Consider the following 23,128-nt stretch of genomic DNA (forward strand, 5'->3'; position numbering starts at 1 on the left):
AATATGACTACTACAGAATTTATAGATAAACTTCGTCAAACTCCAGAAGAAATTATATTTGAAGAAACTATTAATGTAATTGACACTTATTATAGCTTTACACCAAGTTCATTTACTAATGGTGAAATCAATAATGAAGTGGGACAAAATTCAGGTTCTTGTAAATTGTTTTCATTCGCAAAATTGCAAAATCTTACACAAGAAGAGACCTTATACTGTTTTGGAGAACATTATAAAAATGTACTTCAAGATCCTAATGGAAGTAGTCATCAAAATATCCGTAATTTTATGAAAACGGGATGGGAGAAATTATCTTTTAAAGAGCAAGCATTAACGGAAAAGGTATAACACTTTATACTAATTTCCTTTTTTGACATTCTTCTTAATTTCTTTTACAGTTTTTAGATCAGCGAAAGAAACCTTGGGAGCAGGCTTAAGCTCTAAAGAAAGATAAGGCTTAAAAATTGGCATCACCTTAGGTGTATCATCAATCAATGCATGTTTTATTTGTTCATCTAAGGCATAATCAGGGTTGTGAATTGGCATTTTTGAATCCTTTTCGGCTTTTTTAGAAATTGCGTCAGGAAAGGTTGTTTTCTTTGGAAAATTTGGTGTTTTTGTAACTTTTTCCTGCCCATACACACCAATAGTTAGAAAGCAAACTAAAATAACAAACGTATATTTATGTAGAAGAGAACTCATAAGGAGTGATTTTGTGAAATATAAAAGTACATATTTTGGTTTATAATCTAAAGACTTTAAAAGAATTTAAAAATTACAACTATCTCTAAACGTTTTGATTATACCATATTAATAGTAGCCGTAGTAGTAATCATACTATGGAAGTTTCCCTATTTTGGATGGTTTCAGTATCCATTTATATTATTAGGTACTTGGTTTCATGAAATGGGACATGGTCTTACAGCGGTAATTTTAGGTGGTAGTTTTGAGCATTTAGAAATATATGAAAATGGTGGAGGTGTTGCTTATTATCATCTACAAGGAAGTTATTTGTCTCCCTCTTTGGGAAATGCATTGGTAGCTGCAGGCGGATTGTTAGGTCCTGCAATTGTTGGAGCATTGCTTATAGCCTCTGCAAAATCATCTAAAAGTTCAAAGATTGCTTTAAGAATTCTGATTGGACTTATTATACTTTCTTTATTTGTATGGATTAGATCTGTTTGGGGAATAGCAGTAATGAGTGGTTTTGCAGTGTTTTTCTTCATTATCACTTTGTTCAAAAACAGAAAGTTAGAAGTAATTACCATCATGTTCTTGGGATTACAATCGGTATTAGGAACCTATCTTCAATTAGATTATTTGTTTACAAAACAATTCGAAAGAGATGGTGCTATTCAAATCTCCGATACTCAAGCTATTGCAGAGAATACTATAGGCACCTATTGGATTTGGGCAATATTCATCATTCTAATAAGTATATATCTCCTTTGGAAGAGTTTCCAGTATTATTTTAAAAAGTAGGAACTACTTTTACATTCTTATTTTCACTTATCCTCCAATATAAGCTCAGATTGAAAAATGAAATGCCACTTGTATTACCACAATGTTCCAACCCGTGGTTTATACCTGTTTTTTGATGGTTATTACTTGTTAACACCTTCATTATTAGTACTACAGGTGTTTTTTGCTTAGCTTTAAAGAATAGACCAATTTAACGTAATAAATTTTCACACAAATGGAACAAGCAATAGTAGAAGAACAGTTAATTACCAGAAAACAATCCGAAGATATCATTCGATGGGAGCAAGAAGAAGTGTTGTTGTTGGCCAGACATTTTCAACGATTAAATGTGATTGAGAAGTTCAAGAATAGTTTCTATACGCGAACTAATTTTTTTGAGATGAAGGATGTAGATGTCAAAATATTGAATACTCTCAAAAAAATCACAAGGATTAGAATTTATATGAGTTTGGAAGAAGAAGACAAAAGTAAATTTACATTTTGCCCAATTATTCAAATAGCAATCGCGACAAGAGAAGAACCCTATTATTTTACACTCATTCCAGAATTTGATAAACCAAAAGTGTCTTTAGATAGGAGAAGAACAAGTATGAATCAAGGAGGAACGATAGTACCTGGTATTTTTAAAGAAATGATCTTACATAACTGGAATAGCATTGAAGATAACCTTATTGATGATCTATTTGTAGCAAAAGAAGAAACTACTGGATCTTTAGTACGCGTTAATTTTTTTGAAATAAATAGTGAAACAATCATAGAATTGTTTAACAATACATTTCATGGAAATATTGAAAAGTTTATCATGTATCCAGGTGTCGATATGAATAAGTTTAGCGATCGAAGTATGATTTCGTTTACACCAGTTATAGGAATTACACCTAAAGAAAAGGTAAAAACAGAAATTATCTCCAGACATGGATTAGTAGAGTTTTCTGATGAAGAAGTTTTTATAGAATATTCTAGACCATGCCCTCCTACATGTACAGAAGAATAAAAAAGTAGAATGGACAAAGAGCTTTTTGATATTTTAAGTCTGGTGTCATCCTTTTTAGTAATAGTACCCTTACTACTATTTGTGATCTATTATAAAAGGATGTGTAAGGTCCAGATAAAATTGGGGTATTTGTTAGTTGCAGTTTTTATTGTAGAAGTTATATCTAATATATTTTGGTATAAAAAAATCAACAATTTACCGGTTTACCATTTTTATGCTATCATTGAGTTCTTATTAATACTGAATATATATAGATCGGTATTATCAACAATATTTCCTAAAAGGTTTTTTATTGTTTTGGGAATTGTGTTTACCTCATTTGCCATAGTAAACACCTTATTTTTTCAGAACGTATTTACATTCAATTCTAATGTGACTACTCTTTTAGGAGGCATTGTAATATTTCTATCATTGAGTTATTTCTATGCTTTATTGAAAGAGGTGACTTACAGTGCGTTAGAAACGAATCCGATGTTTTGGATCAATTCTGGTTTTTTGATTTATTTTTCAAGTAACTTAATTCTGTTTTTTATAAATAATAGTTTATTTCAGGGCATAAATGAGGCTAGCCATAGTTTATGGGGACTACATGCCATCATAAATATAGTACTAATGTTATTTTATATCATCGCATTATGGGTCAGTCCGAAGAAGCCATAACGCTTAAGATTATTATCATTGGAATGGTAGTGATTTTTCTTTTATCACTATCAGTAATTGTATTTTTTATTATTTATCAGCGAAGACTTTTAGCACAGCAAAAAAAACATCAAAAAGCAGAATCAGATTACCAGAAAGAGCTATTAAAAACCTCCATTCAAAGTCAGGAAGAAGAACGTTCTAGAATTGCAAAAGAATTACATGATGATGTAGGAGCAATGCTAACGACAACTAAGTTATATATCGGGCAAATTTCGTCAGAATTATCTCCTGATGAATTGTCAATGATTTCTGAAAAAATAAGTGGTTTTTTCGATGATATGATTCATAGTGTACGTAGTATCTCTAAAGATCTAAGACCTGTAGTACTGGAAAAATTAGGATTTACAGAAGCAATAGATAGTTTAGTACAAACAGTTCGAGATTCTGGAAAAATTAAAATTTCCTTTGTAAATAATACTACAGATTCTATTGCTAAAACCAAAGAATTAAATCTTTACAGGATTATCCAGGAATTGATTACCAATACGCTGAAACATGCAGAAGCATCTAAGATTAAAATTGAGATGAAGAATCTAAATAAAATCCTGATTATCGTTTATGAAGATGACGGAAAAGGTCTCAATCAAGAACAACTACAATATAGGAAAGGACTAGGTCTAAAGAATATTGAAAGCAGGTTATCGGTATTATCTGGATCTATCGATTTTTTAGAAAAAAAATCAGGAATGAAAGTAGAACTTAAAATTCCTTAAAAAGCACTCTTAACAACCTAAATTAAAACTCATGGAAACCATTAAACTTGGGTTAGTAGATGACCATAATTTATTCCGAGAAGGCATCAAATCATTGATAGACAAAATGGATCATATAGATCTTGTTTTAGAAGCCGTTAGCGGAAAAGATTTGTTAACTAAATTAAATAATACTGTTCCAGATGTTATTTTATTGGATCTAGAAATGGAAGAGATGAATGGTGTAGATGCTACTTTGAAAGTAAAAGAATTGTATCCAACTATAAAAGTAATCATACTTACGATGCATAAAGAAGAACGAATGATATCGTATCTTATGGAAGTCGGAGCGAATGGGTATTTATTAAAAGATACGAATCGACAAGAGTTAGAGGATGCGATTCGATCGGTTTGTGATAAAGGATTTTATTTTAATCCTTTTGTTTCTCAGGCATTATTAAAAGGATTGAAGAACAAATCGATAAAACCACCAATTATAGGGAAAGATTATCACCTAACCTCTAGAGAATTGGAAGTTTTAGAACTAGTAACGAAAGAATTTACAACTGCAGAAATTGCGGAAGAATTATTTTTAAGCGTTCGTACGATTGAAGGACATCGAAAAAACCTAATGACTAAACTAGAAGTAAAAAATACTGCAGGATTGATCATTAAAGCAGTAAAAGAGAAGATCATTTCCGTATAGAATATTAAAAACAAAAGACCTGTCAACTTTTTTAAAAGCTAACAGGTCTTCATATATTATGGATTGGATAAAAGTCTACAGGTGTTTTCCTTTTTCCCAACCGTGTTTTCCTAGATATTTTTCTCCAGATTCTATAGCACCTTCTTCTACAGTAGTACCCATAGAATCATTCCAGCGATTTAAGTATCCAAATAATGAAATTACTCCAAGCATTTCCACGATTTCTCCTTCGTCCCAATATTTATATAATTCTTCTTTAATACTTTCATCAACATTATTTGGCACCAACGAAGCTGCCAGTGAAAAATCAAGGGCTGCACGTTCTGCATCACTAAAAGCTGGATGTGTTTTGTATTCCCAAATATTATCTAGTTGCTCTTGTTCTGCGCCATAACGCTCAGCAGCTCTAATAGCATGTGCCTGACAATATCTACAACCTGTAGCATTACTGCTCACCCAAGCAATCATACGTTTCAAAGCAGAGGTAACTCGACCTTCGTTTGCCATTACGGCTTTATTAAGGTTTATAAACGCTTTGGAAATGGCTGGTCTTCTTTGCATCGTTAATACAGAATTAGGACAAAATCCTAAGGTTTCATTAAAGAATTCAGCTAATTCTTTGGTTTCTAAATCATGATCAGCAGATAAAGGTGTTACTAATGGCATGGATATATATTTTGAGTTAATTATAATTTTAGCAAAGCAAAATACAAAACTCAAGTTAAACAAGAATGCGTAAAGATGTTTTTCGTACTTTGTATTTTTAACTAATTTCCGGAGGATATTGCCAATGAGATGGACGCTAAGACCAAAACCTATACATACGATTACTACCAACCTAGCAAAAACATTAAATGTAGATGAAATTATTGCTTCCTTATTAGTTCAAAGAGGTATTGAAACTTTTGAGGATGCCAAGCGATTTTTTAGACCCTCTTTGGAAGATTTACACGATCCTTTTTTAATGAAGGATATGGATAAAGCCGTTGCCAGAATAGAAAAAGCAATTGTTGATCAGGAAAATATCTTAGTATACGGAGATTATGATGTAGATGGAACAACTTCGGTAGCATTAATGTCTTCATATTTAGAAACTATTACATCGCAAGTAGCTACCTATATTCCGGATCGATATGCTGAAGGATATGGAGTTTCTTTCCAAGGAATTGATTATGCTGCGGATAATGATATTTCGTTGATTGTAGCATTGGATTGTGGTATCAAGGCAATTGAAAAAGTTGCATATGCAAAGTCCAAAGGAGTCGATTTTATTATTTGTGATCACCACAGACCTGGTGATTCAATTCCGGATGCTGTTGCTGTGCTGGATCCAAAAAGAGAAGATTGCCCATATCCATATAAAGAATTATGCGGTTGTGGAGTAGGGTTTAAGTTGATTGAAGGCATAGCCAGTAGAAATGGGCAGTCTGCGTATGATTTACAATCCTATTTAGATTTAGTTGCTACTGCGATTGGAGCTGATATAGTGCCAATTACTGGTGAAAATAGAGTATTAGCGTATTACGGATTAAAGGTGATTAATCAACATCCAAGAGTGGGTTTCAAAGCAATGTTAGCTCAGGTAAAAAAAGATACATTTACTATCACAGATGTTGTGTTTATTTTGGCTCCAAGAATTAATGCAGCAGGAAGAATGAAGCACGGATTACATGCAGTAACGTTATTAAAAGAAGAAAACCTAGAACTTGCTTTACAATATGCTGCAGAAATAGAAAGTTACAATAGTGAACGAAAAGATGCTGATAGAAGTATAACAAAACAAGCATTGGAGCAGATTATCGATAATGAGGAAGAGGATCGATTTACAACTGTAGTTTATGATGAGAGTTGGCATAAAGGAGTTATCGGAATTGTAGCTTCTAGACTCACAGAAACCTATTATCGTCCAACATTGGTTTTTACAAAGAGTGGTGAAAAACTGGCAGCGTCTGCAAGATCCGTAAAGGGATTTGATGTATATAATGCTTTGGATAGTTGTTCTGAATATATTGAGCAATTTGGAGGTCATAAATATGCAGCTGGATTAACATTGAAAGAAGAACAATATGAGTTATTCAAACAAAAATTTGAAGAAGTAGTAGCAACCTCTATTGATAAAAAACTATTAACTCCAGAAGTTATTATTGATGCTGCTATAGAGTTTGATGAAATCACTCCAAAATTCTTTAGAATCTTAAAACAATTCGCGCCTTTTGGTCCCGGAAATATGACGCCTGTTTTTATGACAGAATATGTCAAAGATACTGGATATGCAAGATGTGTAGGGACAGATGAGAAACATCTAAAATGTAAAGTGCAAAAAAATGGATTAGCGATAGATGCTATAGGTTTTAATTTGGGGCCTAAACTGGATGTAATCAAAGAAAATGTCCAAGCTAAAGTTGCGTATACAATCGATGAAAATGAATGGAACGGATCTGTTACACTGCAATTAAAGCTAAAAGACATAATTTAATCTATTTTTATTTAGATTAATTATAAATAATTAATATTTTTGAATCAAATACGATTCAAAATGAGCGCTATAGATAGAATTTACGGTAATAAAATTGGAATATCTTTTTTTTGGAAGCAACAACAACYCAGTAATTCACCAAAAATTCAATTGGTATTCCGCGATATTGGTTTTTTACTTACACTTAATGAATTAAAGGATTTTTCTAATGCTTGTAGCGTTACAGAACAATCTCAGTGTTGTAAACAATGTAGTGAACATAATGATTGTAGATCTTTACTTCTAAGAACACCTTCTGATAAAATTGATTTGGCCATCAATAAAGAAGAGTTAGAACAAATAAAAGAACTTATAAATGGAACTATCTTTAGGATAGAACTACAATGCTGGGTTAGTACTACTGGATTGAATTAGTTATCTCAGAAAATCTAGAATCTTATATGCTACTTCTTCCGCTTTTGTTTCTTGGATAAAGTGTTTTTCATCAATAAAATGGATATCGGCTTCATCTACTTTAAGGGCATTAGTTACCTTAGTCTGTTGTGGAGTCCATTGTAACATGGTATCATGAATTCCCCAAATGACTGCTACAGGAATATCGATGCTTTCAAAAACTAGTGAATAATCTGGGAAATAATTACAGGTTCGAGTAAAGAAATAGTACATTCCATTTGTTTTACCTTCTAATAATGGAGTTTTATACCCTTCTACATCCAATTCGTTTAAAGTATTTTCTTTAAGACCTTCTTTAAAAAGAGATTTCAGCAAGGTATTGGTTGTTACTCCATTTCGATACGACCACATAGCCGCTTTAGCTGCAGGACCAGGACTGAATCGTATCGGAGGATAGAATCCTTCTTCATATAATAAGGTGTTCAGGACAATGAGTTCTTCAATTCTTTTGGGAGCTTGGTTGAATAATTCCCAAGTCCATACGCCACCAACATCGTGCATGACATGAGACCAATATTCAATACCCAAGCCATCCATAAGATCTAATAATCTTTTTGCATGCTCTTTTTCACTATAAATCTTATATCCTTCTGGAGAATCACTTGATCCATATCCCAGCATATCCGGAACTATAACACGATAACCACCAGCGACAAGAGGATCTATCATTTTGCGATATAACCATCCAGAAGTTGGCACTCCATGAAGCAATACAATTACAGGACCACTACCTTTATCTATATACTTAATAATACCATTTTTAGTGGGAAATGAACGCTGTTCCGCTCTAAATTCTGAATAAGTCATTTGACCTTTTCTGATTTTAGTATTTTGATAGGGTTTACATCCAATAGCAATAGTAATGATAAGAAGTAATAGTAAAAGTTTCTTCATCTAGACTGATAATTTGTGATGCAGCAATTTACTCAAAATGATTTTTTTATACCATCACATTTAACAAATTTATGACAGCTTTTCTTTATTTTATCCTAATCTTCAAAGGTTTTAAAGATGAATTAATAAATATGTTCTATTACTATTTCCTTTCCATTAAAATGAAAATGTTCTCCATTTGTCTTTCCAAGTAATAATTTGCCTATTGGAGTGTGTATACCAATTGCAAAATAAATTTCATCATCGGCAATAACTTCTCCAACAGAAATGCTTAAAAAATAATTTCCAGTAGTTGTTTTTACAATACTTCCCAGACGGGCAACGCTAGATTTGGAATGAATATCAACTTTGGATAAAATTTCACTTAATTTTTTTGCTTCAGATAGCTGAACACCAGTTTTTTCTCTTTCTAGCTGTAGCATTGCTCTTCCGGTTTCATGCTTATCCCCAGCAGTACTTTTTGTTTCAGAAGTCAATGATTCCTGAATACTGCTCATTCTATTTTGAATACGATCAAGACGGTCTTCTACAAATTGTTGACAACGATGATATAATAGCTCTTTTGTCTTTTTCAAAAAATAAATTTTAGAAAATCAAGATAGAATAACCATCAGTATTGCGCAAATAAAGCATAAAAATACTCTTGAAATTATGGTAAGCTTAGACTTTTGGTAAAAAGATATCTACAGTTCCCTGTAAAACTCCTAATTGATTGTATGAAAAATTGATGATTCTACAATGTTCTGCTACCATAGCTGTTTCGTCAATCAGAATTCTTGGGTCATCTTTAAAATAAATTTGAGTTTCTAGAGTGCGATATCCTTTTGCGGAAATTTTATAATGAAGGTGTCTTGCTCTATATCCATGAACTCCTGGACGTATCGTTTTTACTGAATAGACACCATTTTTATTAGTTCGTAGAGAACCGGATAACGATTTTTGGGATGGGAAATAAAAATTACCTTCGTTTTGATAAACACTGGCATCAGTACTGTGCCAAATTTCAATTTTTGCGTTAGGCACTACTTCCTTGTTTTTAGAATATATGCTTCCTGAAATTACCAAAGGAATTCCAGGAAGATTATTAGGGTTTAAGTCGACTGCTTTTGAATATTCAGGTAATCGACTTTGATAATGATTATTTACATAAAAAGGAATGATAAGGTTGTTTTTTTCAAGAACATGCGTCTGTACGTTGCTTTTCATATTACTAGGGCTTTAACGGGTTTTATCTTTTAATATATGTTTCGTTGTAGAGCAAAATAATAGTATGCTTTTCGACTTTTTCCTGTCTCACCAATAGGCGGCTTCTAATGGATTCCTAACTTTTCATTCCTTCACACAAATATGAATTTAGGTTATATTCATGTGGTCTTGAACTTACAAGGTTTTTGAAATCTCTAGGTCAAAATCAACATCAATATTAGTGTTTGAGGCTTTCCTGTCATCGAAAGAGATTCCTTCTCCAGTGGCAGATGCCGTAATCTCAACACTTCCATTGATAGTTCCTGTTGTTTTTAGAAATAAACTATAACCACTGGTCACATTAAGTGATTTCTCCCAAGTACCAACCGTTAGTGCTTCAGATTTTAATGTTCCAGAAGCATCTCTATATTGGATTACTGGAGAATTATTCAGAGCACCGCTTACAGTAGCTTTTAATGTTACTGTAACTTGTGTTACCTCAGGAGTATTATCATCGTCGCTACTACAAGAAGTTAGTACTGCTAAAGAGAATAAGATTAAGGCGATTTTTTTCATTTTTTAATTTGTTTTAAGTATTGATTTATGTGGTTTTGTTTTTTCTGTTTTTCAGAATTTGATGCTTACATTTTCATCATTGGATAGTCAGCGCGCTCCTTACTATCTCTTCGATTTTAATGTTGTACAACCCTAAAACAGAAGACTTGGGTTTTACCCTACCCTGATCGATATTTTTTTTAAAAATTTGTTATTCGGAAATAGAAAAGGTTCCGAAATTATGCATCTGCAGAAGAATCCATTTTTTTCTATGTTGGATATATGAAGATGGAGGGTACGCCAGATATTTTCTTGGATTTGGAAGAATAGCTGCTATAGCAGCGGCCTCATCAGTATTTAGATTCTGAGAAGATGTATTAAACCAAAATTCTGCTGCAGCTTCAGCACCATAGATATGATCCCCCATTTCGATACTGTTCAAATATATTTCTAGTATACGTTCTTTACTCCAGAAGGTTTCTATTAAAAAGGTAAAGTAACTTTCTAATCCTTTTCGAATCCAACTGCGTTGCGGCCATAAGAATACATTTTTTGCCGTTTGTTGGGAGATGGTACTAGCTCCTCTAAGTTTTTTCCCTGTTTTATGATCTGCAATTGCTTTTTGAATAGCTTCTTTGTCAAATCCGTGATGTTCTAAAAATCGCTGATCTTCACTACAAATCACTGCTAGCTGAAGATTTTTAGAAATTTTAGAAATAGGAACCCATTGATGTCTAACTGGAATTCTTTCGGCAGATTGAAACTTTCTAATCACCATTAAAGGTGTTCCAGGAACATCTATCCATTTGTATGCAAGTACCCATAATATGCTAATGATGATAAAAGCAACTATACTTTTGTATAGAAAACGAAACATTCTTTTTACCATAACGGTATGTATTCTTATAAAAGATCTGCCAATTCTTTTCCTACTAAACTACCAATTGCTACGCCCATTCCTCCAAGTCGTACCCCACAAAAAGTATTATTAGAAATTTGTTTTACAATGGATTTCTTTTGGTTTCCAACACCCATAATCCCACTCCATCGATGTTCAATTTCAAAATTGGTATTAGGTAAAATAGTTTCTCTTAAAATTTTTTCCAATGTTTGTTGTACCAATTCCGTTTGTCCAAATACGGTGGTTTCCTCAGTTTTGAAATCTAAATTTCGTCCTCCTCCAAATAAGATTCTATCATCAATATTTCTAAAATAATAATATCCCTTATCCAGATGGAAGGTTCCTTTAATATGTAAATTTTTGATTGGTTTGGTAATGAGAACTTGCGCACGTGCTGGTTGTACTTCTTCAATTCCTAATTGGGATGCAAAACCATTTGTGGCTATCAATACTTTGTTAGTAATAAACGTAAAATGTTCCGTCTTTATTTCAACACTACTGTTAAGATCTTCAATTGCTTTAACCGTACAACTATTTAAAATCAATATCTCAGCTTTTAGGGCTTTATGTACTAATGCTCGCATCATATTGCCAGTATCAATTTGTCCTTCAAATTGATTTATGATGTAGTTAGGTTGTATGTTTTGAAAGTTAAAAGTGTTAGCTGTTGTTGTAAAAACATTATCCTTAAAAATAGGTTTTAAAAGATGGTTGATATCATCCATTTTTGAAAAACAGGCATCAAATAATAGTCGATCTTCATTTGTAAAAAGTTCATATCCTCCATTGGGTTGATAGTCAATAACTGTATCTCCAAGGTTTTCTCGCAGTAATTGGAGTCCGTTATGCCTTTTCTGTATCAGTTGTAGTACTTCTTCTTCGGAATGTGAATCGAGATCATCTAGAATTTCTGATAAACTCCCAAAGCAAGCAAACCCAGCATTTTTAGTACTTGCTCCATTTGGTAATATCCCTTTTTCAAGTATAAGAATTTTGGCTTGAGGAAATTTTTTGCGAAGTGTAAGAGCACAATTAAGTCCAACAATTCCACTACCAATAATAGTGAAATCTATATTGGATAGCCATGATTTATATTCCCAATAGCTAAAATTCATTTTTATTGCATAAAAAAAGCCTCATTTCTGAGGCCCTAAGTTAGTTAGTTATCTTTTGGTTCTTCCATCTCAAAATCCTCCATAAACTTGGTGGTATAATTTCCAGCTACATAATCTGGATGATCCATCAACTGTCTATGGAATGGGACAGTAGTTTTTATTCCTTCTACTACAAATTCATCAAGAGCTCTTTTCATTTTGTTAATAGCTTCTTCACGAGTTTGAGCAGTGGTGATTAATTTAGCAATCATGGAATCATAATTCGGTGGAATGATATAACCACTATATACGTGGGTATCAATACGAACTCCATGACCACCAGGAAGATGTAAATTCGTTATTCTTCCAGGTGAAGGGCGGAAGTCTTTATATGGATCTTCTGCATTAATTCTACATTCTATAGAGTGTAATTGTGGGTAATAATTTTTACCAGAAATTGGCACTCCAGCTGCTACTAATATTTGTTCTCTAATAAGATCGTAGTCTACTACTTGCTCAGTAATAGGGTGTTCTACCTGGATACGAGTATTCATTTCCATAAAGTAGAAATTACGATGTTTATCTACTAGAAACTCTACCGTTCCAGCACCTTCATATTTAATATATTCTGCTGCTTTAATAGCCGCTTCACCCATTTTATCTCTCAATTCATCAGTCATGAATGGAGAAGGTGTTTCTTCGGTTAATTTTTGATGTCTTCGTTGTACAGAGCAATCTCTTTCTGATAAATGACAAGCTCTACCGTTACTATCACCAACTACTTGGATTTCTATATGTCTTGGTTCTTCGATAAGTTTTTCCATGTACATATCATCATTACCAAAGGCAGCTTTACTTTCTTGTCTTGCAGATTCCCAAGCAGGTAGTAAGTCTTCTTCTGTCCATACAGCACGCATTCCTTTACCACCACCACCAGCACTAGCTTTTAGCATTACAGGATATCCAGTTTCTTTGGCTACTTTTAAACAAGTATCAAAATCAGGAATTACTCCTTCACTTCCAGGAACACAAGGTACTCCAGCTTCTATCATGGTTGATTTTGCAGTAGCTTTATCTCCCATTTTCTGAATCATTTCTGCACTAGCTCCGATAAATTTGATATCGTGCTCCTCACAGATTTTGGAAAATTTCGCATTTTCCGATAAAAATCCATATCCTGGATGTATAGCATCTGCATTTGTTATTTCTGCAGCAGCTATAATATTAGACATTTTTAGATATGATTCTGTACTTGGAGCAGGTCCTATACACACAGCTTCATCAGCAAAACGAACGTGTAAACTATCTGCATCAGCAGTAGAATAGACCGCTACAGTCTTAATACCCATTTCTTTACAGGTTCTGATTACACGCATTGCAATCTCACCTCTATTGGCAATTAGAATTTTTTTAAACATAACGTTCTAAATTTAAAAACCTCAAATTCCTAGTTCCAAATTCCAACATATTGGATTTTGGGATTTGTCCATTGGAATTTTAAAATTGGGTTATGATGGGTCTATTAAGAATAACGGTTGATCAAATTCTATAGGAGAATTGTCATCAGCTAAAATTTTAACGATTTTACCTGAAACTTCGCTTTCGATTTCGTTGAAAAGCTTCATCGCTTCAATAATACAAAGTACATCTCCTTCTTTGATAGTATCACCTACTTCTACAAAAGTTGGTTTATCTGGTGAAGGTTTTCTATAAAGTGTTCCTATAATAGGAGATTTTATAGTAATGTATTTCGAATCATCGTCTTCTTTACTACTAGCAGCAGGAGTTTCTGTAACCGCTGGAGCAGTAGCTTGTACTTGTGCCACTGGTTGGGGAGCAGGCACTGCATTACCCATAGGTATTTGTTGTACAATAGTTGTTTCTTTACTGTCGTCTGAAGTTGTTTTGATCGTAATCTTTACATCTTCCATTTCTAATTTCACTTCGCTAGCCCCAGATTTGGCCACGAATTTAATCAAATTCTGAATTTCTTTTAAATCCATAATGTTGGGTATTGTGTGTTTTAGTTGTTTAGGAATTATAGGCCCATTTTAAGAAAATAGAACCCCAAGTAAAGCCTCCACCGAAAGAGGCGAATACTATATTATCTCCTTTTTTGAGTTGTTTTTCGTAATCACTTAATAATAAAGGTAAGGTTGCTGAGGTAGTATTACCATATCTCTGTATGTTCATCAGAACTTTACTCTCATCCAAATTCATTCTATTAGCAGTAGCATCAATAATACGTTTATTGGCTTGGTGCGCTACCAACCAATCAACATCTTCTCCTGTAATATTATTACGCTCCATTATTTTAGAGCTTGCATCTGCCATATTAGAAACTGCATATTTGAATACAGATTTTCCATCTTGTTGTACAAAATGTTGTCTTTTTGCAACAGTTTCTTCTGTTGGGGGCAAAATAGAACCACCTGCTTCAATTTTTAGAAATTGTCGCCCTACACCATCTGTTCTAAGATATTCATCTTGTAACCCTAATCCTTCTTCATTAGGTTCAAAAAGTGCTGCACCACCACCATCTCCAAAAATGATACATGTAGTACGATCTGTATAATCTATAATAGAGGACATTTTGTCTGCTCCGATTAGTAACACTTTCTTATACCTTCCGGATTCGATATAACTTGCAGCGGTAGACATTCCATATAAAAAGCTAGAACATGCAGCTTGTAAATCGTAAGAAAAAGCATTGATTGCTCCTATTTCTGTAGCAACGTATGCTGCTGTTGCAGCTACGGGAAGATCGGGAGTAGCAGTAGCAAAAATTACCATATCAATCTCTTTGGGATCGAGATTCTTTTTAGCAATTAAATCTTCTGCTGCTTTGATACCTAAGAAAGAACTTCCTTTACCTTCTTCCTTAAGTATTCTGCGTTCTTTAATACCAGTACGAGTGGTGATCCATTCATCGTTTGTTTCGACCATAGTTGCTAACATCTCATTAGTTAGCACATGATCCGGCACATAAGCGCCTACAGCTGTGATAGCGGCTGTGGTTTTACTCATATCTTTATTTTAGTCATCTGCTACTTTACCCATGATAAAGTTTCAGATAGAATTTGCTAAAACCCTTTATGCACATAGGCTTTAAACGAATTAGCATCAATAAATTGATTAGATCATTTTCTTACTTCTCACACAACACGTGTAAAAAAGTGGTTGAAAATACTAAATTACTTGCAAATATGGCGCAAAATAACGGGATTTTGACACATTTTCAACTAAAAACAAAAAAACTCTCACTTTTGTGAGAGTTCTTCTATAATTTTAACAGTATGCTTATGCTACTTCTTCTTCAGTATTGTCAATAATTACTTGACCACGGTAATATAATTTACCTTCGAACCAATGTGCTCTGTGATATAAATGTGCTTCTCCTGTTGTAGGATCTGTAGCTATTTGTGGTACAGTAGCTTTATAATGTGTTCTTCTCTTATCTCTTCTAGTTTTGGAGATTTTTCTCTTAGGATGTGCCATTGCTTAGCTATTATTTATCGTTTAATAAGTTTTTTAATTTATCCCAACGAGGATCAATTTCCTCATTATCATTCTCTAATGTTTTTTCTTTTGGACTTAATTCTTCCAATTTATCAAGTATGTCTGACTCTAATGTTCCATCTTCAACACCAGGATGAACTCTTTTAGAAGGTACTCCCAATACAATAAGTTCATATATATATTGTTGAACGTTGATTTCATATTCTCCATGTGGGATAATAAGAATCTCTTCGTTCTCATTGTTGTACTCTTCTCCAAATTTAACTACTAAAAAGAATTCATTTTCAATAGGTAAATCAAAAGGTTCATTGGTAACATCACAATTGACATTTACAGTTCCATTGGCCGTAAATCGAAGTTCTAACATGGTTGTTTTCTTGTCAAACTCCAAGTCAACTTTTATTGCAGATGTATTAAATTCATCATACTCAAAATGTTCGAAGAACGTATCGCCAATTTCATACTCAAACCTATGTAATCCTAGCTTCAATCCAACAAAAGGAATAGTATACTCTTTCAGTGGTTTCATTTCATCATTAGTTTCGAGTCTCTACCAATTCGGTAAAGGCGGGTGCAAAGATAACAAAAAATCGTTATGATTACATTTTTGTAAATAAAATTATATCAGAAAGTTAGAATTTAGTTCATTGCGTTTTGCGTATTTATGTTCTTAAGACTCCCTTTTTTATAATTTACTGTATGAAAGAGCGCTATAGAAAGCATGTTTTAATTTCCTTTACATTGAGATTTTTATGGCTGTTTTTTTAAATGCCTAAGCTATAGGTGATTTTAACTCTTATAAAACGATTTTATCTAATGTTACTCTGTCTTTTTGATTGTATAAACGAACGCATTGTACTTTTTTGGTTTCATTTTCTAAGCCATAATTAGTGTATACTGTATATTTCAAGAATACTGGATTTAAATCAGAAGTATCTCCAAAGGATTGTATATTGATAAGCCACTCGCCAGGCATTGAATTGTCCATGATAAATTCTTTGGAAAGTACACCTGTATGAACTCGCGCTGTTAATTCTTCTTTGTTTTCACGGAATATATGTTTCCATTTAGAGAATTTCTTCTTCGGACTTACAAACTGAAGCTCAAATTCTGACTGAGGATCATTCCATTCAAAAACTAAGCGAACAGGAACTCCTTTTACACTTAAAAGTTCTGTAGGAACATCATTATAGCTAAGTTCTGATCTATGTAGGCTTAATAAACGTCGAATTTCAGATATTGCCTGGGTTCTGATTTCTGTAAAGTCAGCTTCTGATTCTTCGTTTTTTAAGATCTTTTTATAAATTTCAAAAGCCTCTTTGTATTTTTTGTTGGTTACATAAATTCGTGCTAGATCCAAATGTGATTGTGCTGCGTTTGGAGCTAACTCAAGGATACGTTTATATAATAATTCAGCCTGATCGTAATTTTCTTTGGCTTCTAATTTGAATGCTAAAACCAATAACGCCTGTGGATTGTCAAACCCTATTTCAGCAATTGAGGATAAGATCTGATCAGAAAATGAAGGATCCCATTTTGTGAAATAAGCAGCACTATAACTATAAAATGGAATACTTAGCGCACGCTCTTTTCTAAGATTATAATATACTTTTTTGGCTTCGGTATAATTCTGGCTATTCCACAACTCATCTAGATAAGCAGGTCTGTTATGATTTACATCTAGCAGGAAACTAGTGGTTGTATATTCATTCCCTTTTACTAATAAATTATCAACAGGTTTTTCCTCTCTGGCATCAGGTGCTTTTAATTTTGTGGTAATAATGATAGCACCACCGCTTGCAAGTAGACCATATCTGGGAGCAGCTTGTATTCCGCTCATTGTAGATATTGATTTTATCTGAGATGGGAATAAAAAAGTAGGAGGATCTGTATATGGTAAACCATCTACAATAAATAAGGGAAATGTTTCAAATTGGATAGAAGTAGAAGTTCGCATGCGATATCTAGCTTTGTCTCCTTCACCTGTTACTTGTACTCCAGGAAACCTACCTCTGATTATATCAGATAAGAAGATAGCATTAGTGAAAATTTCGTCTTCTTCTAGTGTATATTGCGCATATCCAAGTCTTTTTTTGTTTGTCTTATTTCCATATGGATCTACTACTTCCCTTTCTGAATAATTTTCTACTTCTGTATCCACAACAACCTCATCCAATATGGTAAGGTTAGATTCAAGATCGATGCGAATATCTTTTGTGTTGTCTAATGTTATTTCCTGAGGGATCATTTCGAAAAAATCAAATGCCAACACGTCATCATTATATGCATTGATAGAAAAGGATCCGTTTGCATCAGTGAATGTCTGATTTAGTGTTCCTTTTACGGTGACTTTACAACCTTGCACAGGTTTTCCTTCTGAAGTAACCAAGCCTTTTACATATTCTGGAGTAAGATCCATTTGATATATGGAATTATCTTCTATTTGATTTAGAAGACAAGCTATTGCCTGATCCGAAGAAACTTTGGTTAGATTGATGTAATACCCTTCACTTTGTATAGCAGCTTCTTGTAAGAGGTTGTCGTTTGCATTTGGAGTATGATTGATATAGAAAACGGGTACATCATAGATAGGGTTTGGTTTTCCAAAAGTGGCATGCCCATCACTTACAACAATATACTGATCAGGTGTTGTTTCTTCCTTAAAAAGTGATTCAAAGTTAGAAGCACCGTTATATATCATCCCTTCTAGTGAGGTAAAAAGACCATTTGTTTTACCTTTTTGTATCGTAAATTTTTGTGGATCATGAATATCATCCGAAAATGGCACTAATGTAATAGTAGCATTTTTAATTTTCTTTATATAGTCTTGCAATAACTGTATGGTTGCTGTTGGATCATTTTTCTCTGCTGAGAAAGAGGTGTCCCAATACAATACGATATTACTTGGCATTTCTCGTTTTCTTAGCTTAGTTTTTTCAACAGGATATGAGATATCCATATTGAAAGCGATTCCAGTATCTCTATTTATATCCCATTCGTCTTGGCTTACATATCGTAGATAAGATCGACCTTCTTCAGACGCTGCAATAGAAAATTCTATTTCCTTACCGAAAACTTTTACAAGTTCCAGACTTACCATAATATCATCATCCACAAGGATATTATAGTCTGAAAGATCAATAGTTTCTATTCCTTGTTTTCTACTAATGGTATGATAAATATTGCTAGTAAGTATATTTTTTCGAGGAATTTTTCTCTTAGATCCATAAACATTTAGGCGCACTAATAAGCTATCGCTGCTATTTTCTAACACATGAAACTTTAGTTGATGAAGTTTTGTGTTTTTATGGCTAATTCTAATTCTTGTACCAATCTCAGCACCCAAAGCCTTAGCGTCTTTCCAATATCCCATCGGACCGTTAGGTTTGTAAGTATTCCCAATAATTTTCTTATTTCTTTTTTCTGCAGTAACAGTTGCTGCTTCTAAAGCATATACAGAAGGTTCCATCGAAATTGTATTGTTCTTCTCAAAAACCTTAAAGAGTTCCTGTGATGATAATTGAATAGTCTTATATCCTAAACTCGAGAGTTGTAAGATACTTTTAGCTCCTATTTTTTCTTCATCATATTGTAGAAAAATACGTCCGTTCTGGTCACTTACGGTTCCAATTCCTTCATTCACAAAACCAACATTCACATAAGGAATAGGTTGCTTGGTATTGCTGTCCAGCACATACGCATCTATTGTGATTTCATATTGAGAGAATAAAAATCCATTAATAAAAAACATGGATATCAGTGAGAGTACAAGTTTTAATTTCATAATTACAAAGCATTAATTACAGTTAGTGTGTAGGTTTATGAATGTATCGGTTAGGAATCTTGTTGTCCTAAACTACAAAATAAGCATCAAAAATTTCTTAAAATTATCATATAAAATATCATTCTTAAACCTTTATCAAAGTATTCTTTTTCGATGATTCGAATTGTTTACAAATAAGTTCCAGTAAATAGCAATTTGTTACCCAATATATTTTTTTAAAACTTATATAGGTAGTTCATTAAAAAGTGTTTAGAGGTAATTACAATTATAGAATAACTTTCACGTATTCTTTTTCTCCTCGCTGTTTTTTGATTGCCTAATACCAGAGCTTATCACTTATGCTCAAATTAATTTTTTAAGGTTAGATTTAGGTAAAAAACGATAAGGTTTTACCAATAAATACTACTTTTTGCTTGTGAGGTACTATTTATGGAATGGATTTACCAAATAATATACTATAGCATAGTAATTAAAAGGTGCAATAAGGATGTATAAATATAGTCTTATAGTCTTTGTAATGTATTCATGATATTTTTTTAATGTTATCTCAAATACTCCTATTGATAAGCTTAATTTCCTTTAAACTGAGGCTTGCGAGGTTGTTTCTTTAAAGGGTTTTTGGTGAGCTCTTTATACTCCTTTCTGTTCTTATAAATTTTTAACGCTGAAAATACAGCTTCTTTAAATGATCCATTATCTGCTTTATTTTTTCCAGCAATTTCAAATGCAGTTCCATGATCTGGAGAAGTTCTTACTTTGTCTAATCCAGCTGTATAATTCACTCCTTTTCCAAAGGATAATGTCTTAAATGGGATAAGTCCTTGGTCATGATAGGATGCTACAATAGCATCAAAAGTTTTGTAGTTATTAGACCCGAAAAAACTATCAGCAGCATAAGGACCGTATACCAATTTGCCTGTTTCATTGATTTTTTGAATAGTAGGCTTCAGTATTTCATCATCTTCTTTACCGATAACACCATTATCACCACTATGCGGATTGATTCCTAATACAGCAATTTTGGGCTTGCTAATTCCAAAATCTTGTCGCAAAGCGTTATAAATAGTGTCTACTTTTTGCTCAATAAGTTCGGGAGTAATGGTATCCGCAATATCTTTTACCGCTACATGATCTGTAAGTAGTCCTACTTTTAAGGTATCAGTAATCATAAACATAAGACTATTGCCTTCTAGTTCTTGATTCAAGTAATCGGTATGTCCTGGAAAGTTAAAATCTTCTGATTGTATGCTGTGCTTATTGATTGGAGCAGTTACCAGTACATCGATTTCATCATTTTTTAGTGCTTGAGTAGCGGCTTTCAATGATTTTATGGCATAAGCTCCAACTTTTTCATCTTCTTTCCCGAAATTGATATCCACTCCTTCTTTCCATACATTAAGGACGTTGATCTTCCCATCTAGGATTTGAGAAGTTTTATCAATACCATGTAGGTTTGTGTTTATTTTATATTGTTTTTTAAGAAAAGAAAGAATTTTTACAGACGCAAAAATTACAGGAGTACAGAAGTCTAACATTCTACTGTCTTCAAAAGTTTTTAGAATTACTTCACTTCCAATACCATTTAGATCACCTATAGAAATTCCTAATCTTATTTTTTGTTCTTTCTTCATTATATAAACTACTTTATAAGTATTTTTGAAGTGAATAAATGACTTCAAATTTGAGGACACAAATTTAATTAAATAATTCGCATTTATGTTTACCGGAATCATCGAAGAATTAGGAATTGTTACAAATCTTACAACAGATCAAGAAAATTTAGATATTACCATTCGCTCGAGCTTTACTTCTGAGTTAAAAATTGATCAAAGTGTTGCTCATAATGGAGTATGTCTTACGGTGGTATCTATAAAAGATGATTTATATACGGTAACTGCTATTAAGGAAACCTTGGATAAAACCAATTTAAAAGACTTAGCTGTAGGAAGTATTGTGAATTTAGAACGTGGTATGAAACTTGGAGCTCGTTTAGATGGGCATATTGTTCAAGGTCATGTAGATCAAATTGCTACCTGTACAGAAATTAAGGAAGCAGATGGAAGCTGGTATTTTACCTTCGAATATGACCCTTCTCTTAGTAATATTACTATAGAAAAAGGGTCTGTTACTGTAAATGGTGTTAGCCTTACCGTTGTAAACTCTAAAAAAAATGCATTTAGTGTTGCTATTATACCTTTTACATATGAACACACCAATTTCAATACCTTTAAAGTGGGTACAATCGTAAATTTAGAATTTGATGTGATTGGTAAATATGTAAAAAGAATTACCGAACTTTCTTAAGTTTCGATAAGGTCTGCTAACTTGCTAAAATAGTATCGATTTTTTCTACTTCGCTAAAGCGAAATAAGGAGAACGAATTTTCATCTATTTTTAAAATGACTCCTCCCAAGTCTTTGGCATCTACGCACGATTCGAAATCCAATACTTTTCCAAAATGTTGGCTTTTGGTATCAATTACTTTATACTGCATAATCACAAGTTTTGATTTGTATTCCCTTTATCATTATGGATGTTCTTTCCCCAAAAAACATACCATAAAGTAGTGATCTAGAAATGTAAATGTAAAGTGGGCGACTGGATTCTAAAAATTATTTTATCAAGTTTTATTAACAACAATGTTTCAATAACTTGATTTTCAATAAAAAGACCACGAGTCGCCACCCTATATTTTCTAAATACACTCTATTCAAAAAACGTAAAATTGTCACTCTTATTATCTTTTACAGCTCTAGAATATTTGTACATTTTTAATTTTATAAAACAATTTTATCTAATGTCACTTTCTCTTTTTGATTATATAGACGAACACATTGCACTTTTTTGGTTTCATTTTCTAAACCATAATTCGTGTACACTGTATATTTCAAGAATACCGGATTTAAATCAGAAGTATCTCCAAACGATTGTATATTGACAAGCCATTCGCCAGGCATTGAGTTGTCCATGATAAACTCTTTAGAGAGTACACCTGTATGAACTCGCGCTGTTAATTCTTCTTTATTTTCACGGAATATATGCTTCCATTTAGAGAATTTCTTCTTCGGACTTACGAATTGAAGCTCAAATTCTGACTGAGGATCATTCCATTCAAAAACTAAACGGACAGGAACTCCTTTTACACTTAAAAGTTCATCAGGAACATCTTTATAAGTGAGTTCTGATCTATGCAAGTTTAACAAACGTTGAATTTCTGATATTGCCTGCGTTTTTATTTCCGTAAAATCGGCTTCCGATTCTTCATTTCTCAATATCTTTTTATAGACTTCAAAAGCTTCTTTGTATTTTTTGTTCGTTACATAAATTCGTGCCAGATCCAAATGTGATTGTGCTGCGTTTGGAGCTAATTCAAAAATACGCTTATAGAGTGATTCAGCTCTATCATAGTTTCCTCTATCTTCTAATTTGAATGCCATAACCAATAGTGCTTGTGGGTTGTCAAATCCTATTTCTGCAATAGTTGATAGGATCTGATCAGAAAAATTAGCATCCCACATTCTGAAATAATCAGCACTATAGCTATAAAATGGAATGCTTAGTGCATGCTCATCTCTAAGATTATAATAGATTTTTTTAGCTTCAGCATAACTTTGGCTATTCCATAAACGATCTAGATAATCAGGTCTATTACTATTTACGTCTAATAAGAAACTGGAGGTTGTATACTCGT

Annotated in this window: 25 protein-coding genes; 8 read left to right on the forward strand and 17 right to left on the reverse strand. The window is 33.0% G+C overall.

Features of this window, described 5'->3' with window-relative positions; genetic code table 11:
- Positions 1–3 precede the first annotated feature (3 nt).
- Positions 4–348 (forward strand): HopJ type III effector protein, encoded by a 345-nt coding sequence (locus GBO31_RS26165; protein WP_219011589.1) that lies wholly within the window; start codon positions 4–6, stop codon positions 346–348.
- 9 nt (positions 349–357) lie between these two features.
- Here GBO31_RS26165 and GBO31_RS26170 read toward each other — a convergent pair whose 3' ends face one another.
- Positions 358–702, reverse strand: a complete 345-nt coding sequence (locus GBO31_RS26170) for a hypothetical protein (protein WP_219011590.1) — start codon at positions 700–702, stop codon at positions 358–360.
- Positions 703–813: 111 nt separating this feature from the next.
- Here GBO31_RS26170 and GBO31_RS26175 point away from each other — a divergent pair, with 111 nt between their 5' ends.
- From GBO31_RS26175 to GBO31_RS26190, 4 genes are all read left to right on the forward strand, one after another.
- Positions 814–1,482: a M50 family metallopeptidase gene (locus tag GBO31_RS26175; protein WP_343211352.1), complete on the forward strand. Its 669-nt coding sequence runs from the start codon at positions 814–816 to the stop codon at positions 1,480–1,482.
- A 214-nt stretch (positions 1,483–1,696) separates the two neighbouring features.
- On the forward strand, positions 1,697–2,476 hold the full coding sequence (locus tag GBO31_RS26180; RefSeq protein ID WP_219011591.1) for a hypothetical protein: 780 nt from the start codon (positions 1,697–1,699) through the stop codon (positions 2,474–2,476).
- A gap of 578 nt (positions 2,477–3,054) precedes the next feature.
- A complete protein-coding gene (locus GBO31_RS26185) occupies positions 3,055–3,891 on the forward strand; it encodes a sensor histidine kinase (RefSeq protein ID WP_219011592.1) in 837 nt (278 codons plus the stop codon).
- 31 nt (positions 3,892–3,922) lie between these two features.
- Complete coding sequence (locus GBO31_RS26190; RefSeq protein ID WP_219011593.1) at positions 3,923–4,576, forward strand: response regulator transcription factor; 654 nt, start codon at positions 3,923–3,925, stop codon at positions 4,574–4,576.
- Between the two features lie 75 nt (positions 4,577–4,651).
- Here the strand turns inward: GBO31_RS26190 and GBO31_RS26195 are convergent, their stop codons facing one another.
- A complete protein-coding gene (locus GBO31_RS26195) occupies positions 4,652–5,242 on the reverse strand; it encodes a carboxymuconolactone decarboxylase family protein (protein ID WP_219011594.1) in 591 nt (196 codons plus the stop codon).
- A gap of 124 nt (positions 5,243–5,366) precedes the next feature.
- Between GBO31_RS26195 and recJ the strand changes: the two genes are divergently transcribed.
- A complete protein-coding gene (gene recJ, locus GBO31_RS26200) occupies positions 5,367–7,052 on the forward strand; it encodes a single-stranded-DNA-specific exonuclease RecJ (RefSeq protein ID WP_219011595.1) in 1,686 nt (561 codons plus the stop codon).
- A 60-nt stretch (positions 7,053–7,112) separates the two neighbouring features.
- Positions 7,113–7,466, forward strand: coding sequence for a DUF6686 family protein (locus tag GBO31_RS26205; protein ID WP_219011596.1), 354 nt, complete (start codon positions 7,113–7,115; stop codon positions 7,464–7,466).
- Here the strand turns inward: GBO31_RS26205 and GBO31_RS26210 are convergent, their stop codons facing one another.
- The 13 genes from GBO31_RS26210 to pdxA all read right to left on the reverse strand — a co-directional run bounded on the left by GBO31_RS26210 (position 7,467) and on the right by pdxA (position 21,068).
- Entirely contained in the window at positions 7,467–8,399 is a 933-nt protein-coding gene (locus GBO31_RS26210) for an alpha/beta fold hydrolase (RefSeq protein ID WP_219011597.1), read from the reverse strand.
- A 122-nt stretch (positions 8,400–8,521) separates the two neighbouring features.
- Entirely contained in the window at positions 8,522–8,974 is a 453-nt protein-coding gene (locus tag GBO31_RS26215) for a 3-oxoacyl-ACP synthase (protein WP_219011598.1), read from the reverse strand.
- Positions 8,975–9,059: 85 nt separating this feature from the next.
- Complete coding sequence (locus GBO31_RS26220) at positions 9,060–9,605, reverse strand: hypothetical protein (protein WP_219011599.1); 546 nt, start codon at positions 9,603–9,605, stop codon at positions 9,060–9,062.
- Between the two features lie 174 nt (positions 9,606–9,779).
- Positions 9,780–10,160 (reverse strand): hypothetical protein, encoded by a 381-nt coding sequence (locus GBO31_RS26225; RefSeq protein ID WP_219011600.1) that lies wholly within the window; start codon positions 10,158–10,160, stop codon positions 9,780–9,782.
- 190 nt (positions 10,161–10,350) lie between these two features.
- Positions 10,351–11,028 carry a monofunctional biosynthetic peptidoglycan transglycosylase gene (mtgA, locus tag GBO31_RS26230; protein WP_219011601.1) on the reverse strand — a complete coding sequence of 226 codons (678 nt, stop codon included), beginning with the start codon at positions 11,026–11,028 and terminating at the stop codon, positions 10,351–10,353.
- Positions 11,029–11,042: 14 nt separating this feature from the next.
- The gene (locus GBO31_RS26235) at positions 11,043–12,155 is read right to left on the reverse strand and encodes an NAD(P)/FAD-dependent oxidoreductase (RefSeq protein WP_219011602.1); all 1,113 of its coding nucleotides are present in this window, start codon (positions 12,153–12,155) and stop codon (positions 11,043–11,045) included.
- A 44-nt stretch (positions 12,156–12,199) separates the two neighbouring features.
- Positions 12,200–13,552, reverse strand: coding sequence for an acetyl-CoA carboxylase biotin carboxylase subunit (gene accC, locus GBO31_RS26240; RefSeq protein WP_219011603.1), 1,353 nt, complete (start codon positions 13,550–13,552; stop codon positions 12,200–12,202).
- A 90-nt stretch (positions 13,553–13,642) separates the two neighbouring features.
- Entirely contained in the window at positions 13,643–14,137 is a 495-nt protein-coding gene (gene accB / locus GBO31_RS26245) for an acetyl-CoA carboxylase biotin carboxyl carrier protein (RefSeq protein ID WP_219011604.1), read from the reverse strand.
- A 28-nt stretch (positions 14,138–14,165) separates the two neighbouring features.
- Positions 14,166–15,161, reverse strand: coding sequence for a beta-ketoacyl-ACP synthase III (locus GBO31_RS26250; RefSeq protein ID WP_219011605.1), 996 nt, complete (start codon positions 15,159–15,161; stop codon positions 14,166–14,168).
- A gap of 273 nt (positions 15,162–15,434) precedes the next feature.
- Positions 15,435–15,632, reverse strand: a complete 198-nt coding sequence (gene rpmF / locus GBO31_RS26255) for a 50S ribosomal protein L32 (protein WP_027394691.1) — start codon at positions 15,630–15,632, stop codon at positions 15,435–15,437.
- A 10-nt stretch (positions 15,633–15,642) separates the two neighbouring features.
- The gene (locus tag GBO31_RS26260) at positions 15,643–16,182 is read right to left on the reverse strand and encodes a YceD family protein (RefSeq protein WP_219011606.1); all 540 of its coding nucleotides are present in this window, start codon (positions 16,180–16,182) and stop codon (positions 15,643–15,645) included.
- Between the two features lie 267 nt (positions 16,183–16,449).
- Complete coding sequence (locus GBO31_RS26265) at positions 16,450–19,437, reverse strand: carboxypeptidase-like regulatory domain-containing protein (RefSeq protein ID WP_219011607.1); 2,988 nt, start codon at positions 19,435–19,437, stop codon at positions 16,450–16,452.
- A gap of 569 nt (positions 19,438–20,006) precedes the next feature.
- Positions 20,007–21,068 carry a 4-hydroxythreonine-4-phosphate dehydrogenase PdxA gene (pdxA, locus tag GBO31_RS26270; protein WP_219011608.1) on the reverse strand — a complete coding sequence of 354 codons (1,062 nt, stop codon included), beginning with the start codon at positions 21,066–21,068 and terminating at the stop codon, positions 20,007–20,009.
- A gap of 85 nt (positions 21,069–21,153) precedes the next feature.
- Here pdxA and GBO31_RS26275 point away from each other — a divergent pair, with 85 nt between their 5' ends.
- Positions 21,154–21,741 carry a riboflavin synthase gene (locus GBO31_RS26275; protein ID WP_219011609.1) on the forward strand — a complete coding sequence of 196 codons (588 nt, stop codon included), beginning with the start codon at positions 21,154–21,156 and terminating at the stop codon, positions 21,739–21,741.
- 16 nt (positions 21,742–21,757) lie between these two features.
- On the opposite strand, the gene GBO31_RS26280 is transcribed toward GBO31_RS26275, so the two are convergent.
- Positions 21,758–21,931, reverse strand: coding sequence for a hypothetical protein (locus tag GBO31_RS26280; protein WP_219011610.1), 174 nt, complete (start codon positions 21,929–21,931; stop codon positions 21,758–21,760).
- A gap of 283 nt (positions 21,932–22,214) precedes the next feature.
- Positions 22,215–23,128: tetratricopeptide repeat protein (locus tag GBO31_RS26285; protein ID WP_219011611.1), on the reverse strand; the 914-nt coding region annotated here is incomplete at its 5' end.

It is taken from the genome of Aquimarina litoralis (assembly GCF_019295435.1).
Lineage (GTDB): Bacteria > Bacteroidota > Bacteroidia > Flavobacteriales > Flavobacteriaceae > Aquimarina > Aquimarina litoralis_A.